Origin of the sequence: Marinobacter sp. (assembly GCF_048266785.1) — a bacterium.
Taxonomy (GTDB): domain Bacteria; phylum Pseudomonadota; class Gammaproteobacteria; order Pseudomonadales; family Oleiphilaceae; genus Marinobacter.
Genome location: NZ_JBLWYX010000005.1, coordinates 1 through 14,076, shown reverse-complemented (window position 1 = coordinate 14,076; position 14,076 = coordinate 1). Strand labels below are relative to the sequence as shown.

Here is a 14,076-nt window from a genome sequence, read left to right as displayed (position 1 = left end):
TATGAGCTTCGCAATCATAAGGACGGTAAACCATGGCCCGCGAACGTACACCAGAGGAGCCATTAGCCGCTTACCGGTTATCCCCTGACGCCGTTATCTCCGCACTGAAGACCAACGGGCAGAGGGGCCTTGAGACCAATGAGGCCGCAGCCAGGCTGGAACGCAATGGCCGCAATGAACTCACGGCCGCCAAGCCAGTTCCCGGCTGGCGCAAAATACTTGCCCAGTTCACCGATACTCTGGTTATTCTGTTATTGCTCGCCGCTGCGGTATCCATGGGCCTGTGGTTATTGGAGCGCGACTCCGCCCTGCCCTACGAAGCGCTTGCGATCCTTGCCATTGTTATTTTAAACGCCGCCATGGGTTTTGCGCAGCAGGCCCGTGCAGAACAGGCCGTGGCGGAGTTGCAGCAAATGTCGGCCGCCAAGGCCCGGGTTATCCGTGGCGGCGAACAATACAACGTTGCGGCCACAGAGCTGGTCACCGGCGATATTGTTCTGGTGGAAGAAGGCGACACCATTCCCGCAGATGGCCGCTTGATTCACTCCGTTGCCCTGCAAACCTCGGAAGCCGCACTCACCGGTGAAAGCCTGCCCGAATCCAAAGATCCGGAAGCCATCAGCGGCGAGGCCGCCCTCGGCGACCGTCAGAACATGATTTTCAGCGGCACCACCGTCACCTATGGCCACGGCACTGCGGTGGTGACGGCTACCGGCATGCACTCCCAAATGGGCCAGATTGCCGGCATGCTTGAGCAGGCACCGCCTGAAACCACACCTTTGCAGCAGGATCTGGCCCGGGTCGGTCGAATACTGGGGCTGGTGGTGATCGCCATTGCGATGGTGATGATTTTCACCATCATCCTGATGGAGCATGTCAGCGGCTTTTCCGCCCTTTTCGATGTGCTGATTCTTGGTGTCGCTCTGGCGGTAGCTGCAGTGCCCGAAGGCCTGCCGGCCGTAGTAACCGCAGTCCTCGCCTTGGGTGTTCAGCGCATGGCGCGCCGTAATGCGATTGTCCGTCATCTGGCAGCCGTAGAAACACTGGGCGCGGCCAATGTAATCGCTTCCGACAAAACCGGCACCCTTACCCGCAACGAAATGACGGTGAGGGCAATCGTTACTGCCAGCGGTCGGGTCACGCTGGGTGGCACAGGGTATGAGCCGGAGGGTGACCTTAGTGTGCATGTGCACGGAACAGCCGCCGATAATGCCGACCATACCATCACAGAGCCGTTACGCCTGGAACTGGAGCGAGCCCTGACCGTTGGTGATCGCGCTACCAATGCGGTTCTTCACGAAGAAGAAGGCCTCTGGAGCATTCAGGGTGACCCCACCGAAGGGGCCCTGCTGGTTGCCGCGCGAAAAGCAGGGCTGACGGAAGACATGCTGGACACCCGTTATGAGCGGGTTGCGGAAGTGCCCTTCTCATCGGAACGCAAAATGATGTCCACGCTGCATACTGACAGCCAGCAGCAGGAATCTATTCAGGTCTTTACCAAGGGTGCCCCGGATGTTCTTCTGGGCCGCTGTAACCGTGAGCGCGTGGGGGACAGTATCCGCTCTTTAACGCCAGAACGCCGCGCCGAGATCCTGCAAACCAACGAACAACTGGCCGGGGAGGCTCTGCGTACACTGGGTGTGGCAGCCCGTTTCCTGCCAGCAGAAGGTTTCGAGCCAGAACAGGTTGATGAAGATCTCGAGCAGGATCTTGTCTTCGTCGGCCTGATTGGCATGATTGATCCGCCCCGGGAAGAAGCCAAACAGGCCGTTGCCCTGGCGCGAAATGCAGGCATCCGCCCGGTAATGATCACCGGTGATCACCCGATCACCGCTGCCGTCATTGGCAAGGAGCTGGGCATCTGCACGGATGGCCGTGCCGTAACCGGGGCCGAAATTGACGGGATGACAGATGAGGCACTGCACCGCACCGTGCAGGAAGTCGCTGTTTATGCCCGCGTTAACCCGGAGCATAAACTGCGTATCGTGAAGGCTTTGCAGAAGGGTGCCAACACAGTCGCCATGACCGGCGATGGTGTGAACGATGCACCCGCCCTGAAAGCAGCCGATATCGGTATATCCATGGGCATTACCGGCACCGATGTATCCCGCAAGGCCTCGGATATCATTCTCGCCGACGACAACTTCGCTACCATTGTTGCCGCCGTGGAAGAAGGTCGTGCCATTTTCGCCAACATCCGCAAGTTCCTGCGCTATCTTCTGGCATCCAATATTGGCGAAGTACTGACCATGTTCTTTGGTGTGCTGCTGGCGGATGTGATCGGGCTAACCACAAACGGTGCCGGCCTGGCTCTGCCATTGCTGGCAACCCAGATTCTGTGGATCAACATGGTCAGTGATGGCGCACCGGCCCTGGCCCTCGGCTTGGACCCGGGCGACAAGGAGGCAATGAACAGACCGCCAAGGCTCCGGGAGGAAGGTGTGATTACGCACAGCATGTGGGCCGGGATCGGCTTTGTCGGTGTGATAACCGCAACCGGCACCCTGTTTGTGTTGGACGCTTCCCTCCCCGGCGGCCTGGTGGCCGGCACAGGCAATCTTGCCTATGGTCAGACCATGGCTTTCACCACTCTGGTCCTGTTCTCGATGTTTACCGTGTTTATTTCGCGTTCCGACGAACAGAGTGCCTTCAGCGGGCTGTTCTCCAACCTCTGGCTGTGGGTGGCTGCGGGCGCGTCACTGCTTCTGCAAATGGCAGTGGTCTATCTGCCCTTCCTGCAGAAGCCATTTTCCACCGTCAGCCTCAGTCTTGAGGACTGGCTGTTCTGCACACTGGTCGCCAGCTCCGTGTTATGGCTACGGGAACTGAGCAAGCTGATCATTCGCCTGCAAAAGAGCGAGGCTGGCCCAGCCGCTGCAATCGGCCTTTAATCTTTTTCCCCCGAACACTGAACACAAAAAACCCCGGATTCCCGGGGTTTTTTGTCAGTAGCAGGCCCGTGTTCCAAGCCTGCCCTGCGTGCTTCCGATGATAGGGAAGCTTAGATCTTGCCAACCAGATCCAGTGAAGGAGACAGTGTAGCCTCGCCTTCCTTCCACTTGGCCGGGCATACTTCGCCAGGATGCTTGCGCACGTACTGAGCAGCCTTCACTTTACGCATCAGTTCAGACGCGTCACGACCAATACCTTCTGCTGTAATTTCCATCGCCTGAATCACGCCATCCGGGTCGATCAGGAAAGTAGCGCGGTCTGCCAGGCCTTGACCTTCACGCATTACGCCAAAATTGTTGGTAATGCTGCCGTTCTGGTCACCAACCATGAAATAGTTGATCTTGCCAATGGTCTCGGAGCTGTCGTGCCATGCTTTATGAGTGAAGTGCGTGTCGGTAGACACGGAGAATACTTCAACGCCCATCTTCTGCAGTTCGTCGTAATGATCCGCTACGTCGCCCAGCTCGGTGGGGCAAACGAAGGTGAAATCTGCAGGGTAGAAGAAAAAGATCGCCCACTTGCCTTTCACATCCGCTTCGGAAATTTCTACAAATTCGCCCCGTTTGAAAGCGGTTGCGTTAAACGGTTTGATTTCGCTGTTAATCAGGCCCATTAAAAACACTCCTGTTGGTTCGTTTGCGTGTTGATTAATTTTCGATGCTCATAATATCCAGTGAGCCAGCCTTGGTAAAATTGATTATCTTCAAACTCTCGATAGGCGATATCTATTTACTATCTGCATTGCTTTTCCTGGCTCTACCAAGGCCCTACAACATAGCCGAGCTTCTCCGGAAGCCAAAGCGCAATCCCTGGCACCAGCATCACCAGAAGCAAGCTGACGCTCATCGCGGCAATGAAGATCAACGCCCAGCCTATGGTATGTTCCAGGCGAATATTTGCAATACGTGTTGTAACCATCAGGTTGACCGCCACCGGCGGGGTAAACTGGCCAATGGCAATGTTCATGGCCAGCAGGATACCAAACCACACAGGGTTCCAGCCAAAATGGTTCATCAGCGGCAACACGATGGGGATGAGGATCAGGTAGATCGACACCGCATCCAGCAGCATGCCGGCAATCAACACAAGCACCATTACCAGGCCCAACAGCACCCAACCGTTGTCCGAAAGGGATAACAGCGCATCCGCCAGATGCTGGAACGTACCCAGTGTAGTGCCCGCCCAGGCAAAAATACCCGCCAGAGCGATGATCAGCATGACCACGCCCGAGGTTACCGCCGCATCTGTCATCAGATCAAACAGGCTGCGCAAACTCAGGTTTCGGTATACCAGGCAGCCCACAATGACACCGTAGGCCACCGCAACGACTGCCGCTTCGGTAGGGGTGAACAAGCCAGAGCGCAGGCCGCCCAGAATAATAACCGGGGCAAACAGGGCCGGCAGGGCCGCCTTGAAGCTGGGCCAGAATGGCGGACGCTCAGAGGTTTCCGGGTTCTCCCAGCCGAACTTGCGGGCGAGGTACAGCGCCGGCACCAACAACGACAGGCCGGCCAGAATGCCCGGAAACAACCCTGCCGCAAACAACGCTCGCAAATCTACGCCAGGCACCACAATCGAGTAGAGAATCAGCGCAATGGAGGGCGGAATAAGAATAGCAGTCGACGACGATGCCGCGATCAACGCAGCGGAGAAAGGCTGCGGATAGCCTGCCTTGCGCATACTGGGCAGCATCACCATGGCTACAGCTGCCGCATCCGCGGGTCCCGAACCACTCATTCCGCCCATGATCAGGCATACCAGCACCGCAACAACCGTCAGGCTGCCGTGGCGAGGGCCGATGATCGCCTGAGCAAAGCGCACCAGGCTGGCAGCTACACCGGCACGCTCAAAAATAAGGCCGGTAAGAATAAACAGTGGTATCGCGATAAGCGGATACTTCGACACACTGTTGTAGGTATTGGTGCCGAAGGTGGCAAGCATGTCGGGTGACAAGCCAGCGACGATCCCCACCAGCCCACCAAATCCAAGCGCAATGGCAACGGGGACCCCCAGCAGCAAGACCACCAGAAAACTGCCGATCATCAGAAGATCAGGACTCATGGATGACCTCCGCATCTTTCTTGCCACGCAGGCGGTCAACGAAGTTCTGAGTCATCCGGAAAATAATCGCAGCCGACATCAGCGGCAGCCACATCACATAAATCCAGTTGGGCAGGCCCAACCCCGGAGACAGGGACTCCCACTCGTATTCCTGCATCGCAAAAATGGCGCCATACAAGGTGGTTACCCCCATAACCGACACGCCCACCAGCCATTGCACTACAAACAGCCCCTTTAGCGCAGCAGGCGGCAGGTAATGCTCAACCAGCTCAATCCGGATGTGCTGATTACTGCGCGCGGCCACGGCTGCGCCGGCGAACGTAAGCAACACCAGAAGAAAGACTGAGAATTCTTCGGTGAACGCAAAGGAGGCATCGGTGGTATAGCGGACAATCACATTGCCCAGACTGATGACACAGATTGCAATCAGAGCCAGCGATGCCAGCCAGGCTTCCGGCCGAAACTTCGGGGGGCGGGAGGGCATGAATACTCCGTTTCAGAAAAAGGCACCCCCCGGAACCAGCGGGTGCCTGAACAGCAGCGTGTTACTGCTTGCGGCTGGCGACAGCAGACTGGGCCTGCTTCACCAGATCTTCACCGATGCGCGGTGTCCACTTTTCATAGACTGAGTGGGTCGCCTTAACAAATGCCTCGTGCTGCGCCTGGGTCAGTTCAGTTACCGTTACACCGCGATCCTTGATGGCCTGCAGCGTGTCCTCAAGCTCGGCTCGGGATTTTTCAATTTCCCACTTGCCGGCATCCACAGCCGCCTGTTTCAGAAGTGCCTGGTCTTTTGCATTGAACTGGCCCCAAACACGGTTGCTGACCGCAAATACCAGCGGATCGGCCATGTAGTGCCACAATGTGAGGTGCTCTTGCCCTACCTGGTCAATACGTGCCACGTCAAAAACCGACAGCGGGTTTTCCTGGCCATCGACTGCACCGGTGGTCAGTGCTGGCTTGGCATCCGCCCAGCTCATCTGTGTAGGGTTAGCGCCCAGTTCAGAGAAGGTATCCTGGAACAGTGGCGAACCAACAACGCGGATTTTCAAGCCTTCCAGATCTGCCGGCTCGCTGATAGCCCGCTTGGAGTTGGACAGCTCACGGAAGCCGTTCTCGCCCCACGCCAGCGGTGTTACACCGCGCTTTTCAATCGCTTCAAATACGGCTTTACCCGCATCACCCTGGGTGATGGCATCAATGGCAGCGTTATCCGGCATCAGAAATGGCAGGGAGAACAGGTTCAGTTCCGGAACCTGGGGCGACCAGTTGATGGTAGAGCCCACGGCCATATCGATCAGCCCTGAGCGCATGGCGGAAAACTCTTTGGTCTGATCCCCGGAAACCAATTGGGAATTGCTGTAAATCTTCATGTTAATGCGCCCTTCCGAGCGCTCTTTTACCAGCTCGACCCATTTATCGGCAGCCTGGCCCCATGGAAACGCCGACGGCAGAACAGTAGAAACCGTGTATTCGTCTTTGTATTGAGCGTTCGCCGCAGAGCTGAGTAGCAGAGTCGCCGCAGCAACAGCGATCAAGGAACGGGTTTTCAGCATTTTGTTTTCCTTTTTATTGGCACGGGAGAGTCTGCGACGGAGCACCAGACACGTCGCAGCAATAGAGGATTATAGGAGCGGGTGTTGTCGCGACGCAAAACAAAAACAATGGAGAAAGGCCAGGCGCGCAGAAATTAAAATTGCCGCCCCATTACAGATCTGTTGTTTTTGTTCACACACCTCCATAGCCGTCTACAATTGAGGGGACGTAAAATCCGCAACAACTACAGTGGCGACCATGGTAAGCGAAGAGCAAAATGAGCGCAGCCCGAACGACACAGATAACAACAGGACCCCGGGGAAGGAACTGATTGAAGCGTTTAATGTTCGCAGCATATCGCTGGTCATCCTTTCCGGCATAGCCACCGTTTATTTCATTAACTGGGCGCAAGCCGTACTGCTTCCACTGGTCGTTGCCGTATTAATCAGCTACGCCCTGGATCCTCTGGTATCCATGCTTGATCGCCTGAGAATGCCCCGGCCACTGAGTGCGGCGATCGTATTGATTACCTTGCTCGGCGTTATCGCTGCGACAAGCATTCCCCTTCAGCGTGAAGCTATGGCGATGCTGGACAAGATCCCGGTAGCCATCAACAAATTCCAACGCAACGAAGCGGCCAATCCTGATAAAGAGGAAGGCCTGGTAGAAAAGGCCCAGGCCGCTGCGAAGAAGATCGAGGAATCTGCTGCCAAGGAAAAAAACGCCACGCAGCCCGCACATCAAGGTGTAACACCTGTTCGCGTGGTGGATAAGCCGATGGATATCCAGAAATACGTTTTGAGAAACTCGCCCGCTGCGCTGGTACTGGTTTCCCAGTGTTTCTCAGTGCTGCTACTCGTTTATTTCATATTGGCTATCGGATCGATGTACAAGCGCAAGATCGTAAAAATCTCTGGCCCTTCCTTCGGGCGAATGCGCAAGGCCGCCCGGATAATGAACGACTTTCACCATCAGGTGAGGCGATTCCTTTTCGTAATGCTGATCGGCGCTCTTTTTGTCGGCCTATTGACCTGGGTGGCGTTTCTCGCCATGGGCGTGGAGCAGGCCATGCTATGGGGCGTCGTTGCCGGGGTAGCCAGCGGCATACCCTATCTCGGGCCATTTCTGGTATTGGTTGCGACTGGCGCAGCAGCATTTATCCAGTTTGGTGAGGCTGACATGGCGATCATTGTCGCAGGCACGTCACTGGGGATCACAAGCATTCAGGGATACCTGCTGACCCCCTGGTTAACCAGCCAGGTTTCGAGCCTCAATGCCGTAGTGATTTTTATCGGACTTCTTTTCTGGGGCTGGCTCTGGGGGCCGGTGGGGCTAATCATCGCGACACCGATTCTGATGATTATAAAATCCCTGTGCGACCACGTTGTAAATCTTCGCCCGGTAGGCGAATTGTTGGGTAAATAGAACCACAACCAATAGCCGAACAAAAAAAGGAGACACGCCATGTTCGATACTGAAATCCCTGTACTGGATATGTTTATCCGGCTTCTTGCGGCGGCTGCCTTGGCGCTGCTTCTGGGGCTGGAGAGGGAGCTAAGAGGCAAGGCAGCAGGCTTGCGCTCCCACATGCTTGTTTCGTTGGGCGCTTCGGCCTTTATCATCATGGGCTTGCACATTCTGTTTGCCACTGCAGAAGGCGACCCCTCAGCACGCATCGACCCGACCCGCATTGTGGAGGGTGTCATTGGTGGCATCGGGTTTCTCGGGGCCGGCAGCATTATCCAGAGTCGCGGCACCGTTCAGGGCATCACCACCGGGGCTTCAATCTGGATGGCCGGCGCCGTTGGCGTGGCCTGCGGCCTGGGTATCTTTGCCCTGGCTGGTATGGTGACCTTAATGGCGCTGATTATTATGGCGGTGCTCGGCCGGTTCGAGCACGAAGTCATAAAGGGCAACTGAAGCGCCCTCGGCTGGCTTGATTGTTACTCGAGTTTTCTGTAATCCATTTCGCTCAGAGGTATTGGCCGGTAAAAGTGTGACTCGCTATTATCAGCTTTCAGCCAACCCGTCATCGCAGACAGCACGTCAATCTGACCAGGGTAATCATCATAACGCTGCGCACTCCAATCCCCCTGATTGTGAACAAAACTGTCGAAGAGGGTCATCTGAATATCGTATTTTGGAGACTCTCCCCCATCCGCTATTTCCGGACGCGCCAGAATCGTTACTTCCGCCAGAGACCCTGCTTCAGGGCAGCTGATTGAACACTGCCGGGTATCCAGATCCATACGGATAACACCATTTTCGAACCCTATCACCATTGAGCGTTCTTTCGTCGCCATAAATTTACCCGTGCGTATATTGATTGCGCAGGCTGCATTCCGGGGGGAGCGCAATGACACGTAGCTGGCACCATAATCGTTCAGGGCAAGCGATTTGCTGCACAACAGGTCAGGCAAGTTTTCCAGTACGTACCACTGCGCATGCAAATCTTTTAGCTGCAAAGGTTGATCCAGCACATGGCTCAGCAGTGTTATCGGGTGTATCAGAGTCTCAAAGAACAGGCCACCGGTCTCCTTCGCCAGGCTCCACTCGCGGGGATCCTCGCCTTCGAAAAAGGTGATATCAACGCTGACAAGCTTCCCGAGTTGCAGGCGGAGATAGGCAAGCGCGTCGGGCCCGGCAGTGCGATCGTCCGGTCTACTGTTCACGTTGATATCAAGGAAGCGGTGATACTGCGGGTTCAACGTGAGGAAATAGTTGAGGGGCAGTGCTTTTTCCAGCCAGTAGTAACTGAACAAGAACCCCCGTTCCATCAACTGGTCCTGGCATTGCCGGAGAACCGCCAGCTCGGCAGCCGTAGCGACCAAAGGTTTTTCAACGCCAAACACAATACCTTCTTTTGCCAGAGCTGAAACGTATGCAAGATGGCTCTCTGTAGGTGTTGCGATAATCGCATAAGATGATCGCTTTTTTATGAACTTGACCACCTCCTGTAATTTTTCCTCACTGTTCGAACCGCGCGTCAATAGCTGAAAAGCCACGCCATCTTTCTTGAGCTGGTTCCGAAAGCTCTCATCGATGCAGTCGCTGATGATGGCCACCTGGCCCGGCAAATACAGTTTTTCTCCGATCAACGCGGGCAGCATGCGATACCGGACCACATCACCCGCACCGATAATCGTGATATTCGGCCGTCGACCAACGGGAATCGCAGGAATCAGGTTTATAATATTGGCGATAATCAGAGCCGTGTAAATGTAGCCGAAGGTGCCTATGGCCAGCTGTGCGCTCTGGGTGCTCTGATACCCGTCAAACTCCAGACTCAACGCCAGCGCCAGCACTTCAGACACACTGACCCCAAGAAGTCCCGCCAAAAGGAAAAACTGTGTCGCCAGGACAAATGGCAACGCAATGAAATACTCGGCCTCGTTAAATATGGTCAGGTGCTTTTCGATAAGAATCCGAAGCAGCATGTAGTAAAAGACCCACATCACCGATTCAAACAGCAACAGCGCGGCAATGGAATCCGACACCAGGCTCAGGTTTGCGTTTATCGACTCTGGAATGCCGGGCAGGGCCGGCGTGGAGGACAGAATAAAATAGAAGACCAGCGACAGGCCCAGCACTACCAGCAAATAGCGCTCTGAGTGCATCGCATGGAAATCAACCCGTTCTTTCTCATCGTTATGGGCCGCCTGCCGTTTCCGGAAGATGAGCTTTATCCACTGCAGCGGCGAAAAGATTCTGAGAACGAAAATCAGCCAGTAAATAACCGATGCAAAAATGCTGCGGTGCTTGCCCCAGGTATAGGATTCATAGTGTGGCTTGGTGCTGACTTTCGAGAACAAATCCATCGGATTGAATCTTTCACCTGGCTGGTATGGCTGTTAGTTATGGATCGCAAGAGCCTTGGCACTCGCGATCTTTCGGGTTCAGCTCCAACATTCCACTGCTTATGCCGTTTGAAATCAATGTGATATGTTGTCCCTTTAGACACGTAAAACTACTTATGACATTAAGAAATCAAACGACGAGGTCTTTCATAGCTCATAAGCTGCGCATGCTGGGGGAGTGCGTCTTCCGCTGGCGTTCATTATTACGACTGGCTGCAGCCAGGGCAACTCTGGTTCTGACGCCAGTGCCACGCGATCAGAACAACTAGATCGACCGCAATGAACATCCGATAGGCCCGGAATACAGCCTGGTATCACAGTTTGCCGCCAGCAAGGGATAGACGGTTAACTGGACCCTCTACGATTCAGCCGCCGCCGTTCTGAAAGCACGGGAATCCGGCAACACCCACATGGCCGCGGCCTTCGAGTAGCCTTCAGTAGACTTTATCCGCCCCCTCGGGGCGGGTTTTGAAGCGCTTGTGCAGCCATAAATACTGATCGGGCTGCTCACGAATGGCTTCCTCAATATACCGGTTCCAGAACTCGGTATCTTTTTGCTTGTCGGCTCCGAAATCGGCCTGTACCGGCGAGAAGACCACGCGATAGCCTCCGGTGGGTAGCCGCAGGTGGCTGACGCAGATCACCGAGGCGCCCGATACCTTGGCGATATGGCTTGGAGACGCAATGCACCCGGTTTCCACACCAAAAAAAGGCACGAACAACTCGGTTTTCCCACCGAAATCCTGATCGCAGGCGAACCAGATTTCGCCACCTTTTTTAAGAAACGAGACCATCGGCCGCAGTTCACGCTTGGCGAATGCCCGGATCCCGAAATGACGACGGCGACCGTTTTCGATCATCCGATCAATAACCGGATTTTTGTTAGGCCGGTATACGTACCCAGGGTTCTCCAGGTGACAAGCAACCAGCGGCAGAGCGAAGTCAAAAATACTGTAGTGCCCACCAATCAACAGCACACCCTTGCCTTTGTTCCGGGCTTCCATGAGGTTTTCCAGCCCTTGCACTTCGGCCGCCTTGCAGTAGGGCGACATATCTTGCCACCAGGCGTAGGTACTCTCGAGGAAACCCCGGCTGCAGGCGACAAAATTGTCCTGCACCAACTGGTTTCGGGCTTCGTGGTCAAGCGCAGGGAAGCAGATGGCAAGGTTGCGATCAGCAACTCGCGCGCGGGATTTCAGCTTGGTACTCAAAATAAGGCCAAGTCGCCTTCCCAGTTTCTGCCTGGCAGTCATCGGTAAAAATGACAACGAATATAACGTGAAAACCAGCACCCAGGACGGCCATAAACGAACGTGCCACAGCGATGGTTTTTTGTTTTTGGGTGGTCCTGACATACATCACTGCCTGTTTAAATATAGGCAACGAGCCTGCCACACTTCCGCCCGACACTGTACTTGCATTTGTAAACAAGCTCGTCCGATCACACACCAGGCCGCGCCAGCCCGAGATGGTCACGCAAGGTGCGCCCTTTGTATTCGGTACGAAAAAGGCCACGGTGCTGCAGTTCCGGCACCACCTGTTCAATAAAATCCTCAATACCGGAAGGCAAAGACGGCGGCATCAGATTGAAACCGTCGGCGCCGTCATTGTTGAACCAGTACTCCATTTTATCGGCGATCTGCTCCGGTGTGCCCACCATGGTGCAGTGGCCGCCACCCGCTGCAAGCCGGCCCAGCAACTGGCGCAAAGTGGGATGCTCAGTCTCGATAATGCGCAATATGGTGCTGTAACGCCCCTGCGGACCGCTAAACTCCTCCAGCGCAGGCAAGGGTGGCACCGGCGCGTCCAGATCCCAGCCCGAACAGTCCTGATCAATGAACATGGCCAACTGGCGCAAAGACGCATCGACGGGCAACAACTCATCCAACTCACGCTGCTTAGCCAGCGCCTCTGCTTCAGTAGCAGCTACGTAGGTGACCAGGCCAGGCATAATCGGCACGGCAACATCGCGCCCGGCTGCCTTGACCCGCTGTTTTATGTCACGGTAATAACTCTGCGCCGCCGGCAAGTCGTAAGCCACAGCGTAGATAGCCTCTGCGCATCGGGCAGCCAGTTCCCGGCCCTGCTCTGAGGCTCCGGCCTGAAACAACACAGGGTGCCCTTGCACTGGCCTGGGTACATTCAACGGGCCATCCACCCGAAAAAACTCACCCTGATGATGAATCGGCTTTACTTTTGCCGGATCGGCATAATGGCCTTTTCGATCAAACATCAGGGCATCGTCAGCCCAGGAATCCCACAACCCGAGCACTGCCTGCACAAATTCGTCAGCCCTGCGATACCGCTCAGCATGGCCGGGCATGGCTTCATAACCGTGGTTGCGCGCTTCCGCATCGAACATCGAAGTGACCACATTCCAGCCAATGCGCCCGCCGGAAATGTGATCCAGCGAGGCTACAAGACGGGCTGCGTGAAACGGGGTGTAAAAGGTGCTGGAAACGGTGCTGATAAAGCCAATGTTCTCGGTTGCCCGGCTCATGGCGGCAATGGCGGTCAGCGGCTCCAGATACCACCAGTTGCCATCGGAGACATTACCCACCGTGTTGCTGTCGGCAAAAAACACCGCATCCAGTTTGCCGCGTTCGGCGATTTGCGCCAGGCGCTCGTAATAGCGAATATCGCCCAGCTGCTCCACCGCCGATTGCGGATGGCGCCAGGCAGCCCGATGGTGACCGCAGCCCATCAGGAACAGGTTGATATGCATCATGCGCTGCTCGGACTGTGAGGCAGCCATCAGTTTTTCACCAAGCCGCCATCGACCACCAGATTCTGCCCGGTAACCGAACGTGCCCAGGGCGAGGCAAAAAACAGCGTGGCGTCAGCAAACTCCGCAGGGGTGGTTACCCGGCGCAACGGCGTACTGGCGGCAATGAAATCAAACACCGCCTCAGGCGTGGCAGCCGATGCGTCGGTTGTGCGCAGCAGGCCACCAGACACCATATTCACAGTAATGTTATCTGGCCCCAGATCTTGCGACAGGGTGCGGGTTAGCGACAGCAAAGCCGCTTTGCCGGCCGTGTAGTCGTGGTAGGGCACGACCGGGTTCTGGAACAGGTTTGTACCCACATTCACAATGCGACCAAACCCCGCCTCGCGCATGCCATCCAGCGCAGCCTGGGTGGTGTTCAAAGCGCCACCGACGACTCCCGAGAACTGCTGGTTCAGGTTTTCCCAGGTCAACTGCGCCACATTCGGGCGGGCGTCGCCGTTAAATGAGAAATCTGGCAGGGCGTTGTTGATCACCGTGGTCACAGGCAGACCAAAACGCTGCCGGGCGCGGGCAAACATGGCCTGTACCGCGGCGCTGTCGGTAACATCAGCCTGCACCGCCAGCGTCCGATCCGGGGTTTCGCTGGCGAGCTTTTTCGCCGCTTCGGCACTGTTGCGATAGTTGATGACGACCCTGGCCCCTTCCCGCCGGAACGCGCGCACCAGATGCTCGCCCAAACCGCGGGCCGCGCCAGTTACCAGCACAAGTTGTTGATCAAGACGTAAAGAATTTTGCATGGACACCTCAAAAATGAGGCGAAGGTATGAATAGGCAGATGCGGCGCACTATCTTGTATGTGCCGGCGGCTGACATCCCTTCGCCAGTGTGAACTGGATCAGGTTCAACGGGTGTTATCTCAGCCCTGCAAGCAGGACACCC

Annotated in this window: 11 protein-coding genes and 1 riboswitch; of the genes, 3 read left to right on the top strand and 8 right to left on the bottom strand. The window is 55.8% G+C overall.

The window, feature by feature from the left end:
- Nucleotides 1-32 precede the first annotated feature (32 nt).
- On the top strand, nt 33-2,891 hold the full coding sequence (locus ACN0V1_RS09140; RefSeq protein ID WP_417544701.1) for a cation-translocating P-type ATPase: 2,859 nt from the start codon (nt 33-35) through the stop codon (nt 2,889-2,891).
- A gap of 110 nt (nt 2,892-3,001) precedes the next feature.
- On the opposite strand, the gene ahpC is transcribed toward ACN0V1_RS09140, so the two are convergent.
- From ahpC to ACN0V1_RS09120, 4 genes are all read right to left on the bottom strand, one after another.
- Nucleotides 3,002-3,565 carry an alkyl hydroperoxide reductase subunit C gene (ahpC, locus tag ACN0V1_RS09135; RefSeq protein WP_417544700.1) on the bottom strand — a complete coding sequence of 188 codons (564 nt, stop codon included), beginning with the start codon at nt 3,563-3,565 and terminating at the stop codon, nt 3,002-3,004.
- A 143-nt stretch (nt 3,566-3,708) separates the two neighbouring features.
- Entirely contained in the window at nt 3,709-5,013 is a 1,305-nt protein-coding gene (locus ACN0V1_RS09130; protein ID WP_417544699.1) for a TRAP transporter large permease, read from the bottom strand.
- Nucleotides 5,003-5,497 carry a TRAP transporter small permease gene (locus ACN0V1_RS09125; RefSeq protein ID WP_417544698.1) on the bottom strand — a complete coding sequence of 165 codons (495 nt, stop codon included), beginning with the start codon at nt 5,495-5,497 and terminating at the stop codon, nt 5,003-5,005. The genes ACN0V1_RS09130 and ACN0V1_RS09125 overlap by 11 nt, the downstream gene beginning before the upstream one ends.
- A 61-nt stretch (nt 5,498-5,558) precedes the next feature.
- Nucleotides 5,559-6,569 carry a DctP family TRAP transporter solute-binding subunit gene (locus ACN0V1_RS09120; RefSeq protein WP_417544697.1) on the bottom strand — a complete coding sequence of 337 codons (1,011 nt, stop codon included), beginning with the start codon at nt 6,567-6,569 and terminating at the stop codon, nt 5,559-5,561.
- Between the two features lie 238 nt (nt 6,570-6,807).
- Here ACN0V1_RS09120 and ACN0V1_RS09115 point away from each other — a divergent pair, with 238 nt between their 5' ends.
- Together ACN0V1_RS09115 and ACN0V1_RS09110 are read left to right on the top strand one after the other, a co-directional pair.
- Nucleotides 6,808-7,974: an AI-2E family transporter gene (locus ACN0V1_RS09115; RefSeq protein ID WP_417544696.1), complete on the top strand. Its 1,167-nt coding sequence runs from the start codon at nt 6,808-6,810 to the stop codon at nt 7,972-7,974.
- A 39-nt stretch (nt 7,975-8,013) separates the two neighbouring features.
- Complete coding sequence (locus ACN0V1_RS09110; RefSeq protein ID WP_417544695.1) at nt 8,014-8,469, top strand: MgtC/SapB family protein; 456 nt, start codon at nt 8,014-8,016, stop codon at nt 8,467-8,469.
- 23 nt (nt 8,470-8,492) lie between these two features.
- On the opposite strand, the gene ACN0V1_RS09105 is transcribed toward ACN0V1_RS09110, so the two are convergent.
- The 4 genes from ACN0V1_RS09105 to ACN0V1_RS09090 form a co-directional block, all read right to left on the bottom strand.
- The gene (locus ACN0V1_RS09105; RefSeq protein WP_417544694.1) at nt 8,493-10,367 is read right to left on the bottom strand and encodes a hypothetical protein; all 1,875 of its coding nucleotides are present in this window, start codon (nt 10,365-10,367) and stop codon (nt 8,493-8,495) included.
- A gap of 473 nt (nt 10,368-10,840) precedes the next feature.
- The gene (locus ACN0V1_RS09100) at nt 10,841-11,761 is read right to left on the bottom strand and encodes a lysophospholipid acyltransferase family protein (RefSeq protein ID WP_417544693.1); all 921 of its coding nucleotides are present in this window, start codon (nt 11,759-11,761) and stop codon (nt 10,841-10,843) included.
- Nucleotides 11,762-11,847: 86 nt separating this feature from the next.
- On the bottom strand, nt 11,848-13,161 hold the full coding sequence (locus tag ACN0V1_RS09095) for an LLM class flavin-dependent oxidoreductase (RefSeq protein WP_417544692.1): 1,314 nt from the start codon (nt 13,159-13,161) through the stop codon (nt 11,848-11,850).
- On the bottom strand, nt 13,161-13,934 hold the full coding sequence (locus ACN0V1_RS09090; protein WP_417544691.1) for a 3-oxoacyl-ACP reductase: 774 nt from the start codon (nt 13,932-13,934) through the stop codon (nt 13,161-13,163). The genes ACN0V1_RS09095 and ACN0V1_RS09090 overlap by 1 nt, the downstream gene beginning before the upstream one ends.
- 58 nt (nt 13,935-13,992) lie before the next feature.
- A riboswitch (TPP riboswitch) is annotated at nt 13,993-14,076 on the bottom strand. This riboswitch is flagged as partial in the annotation.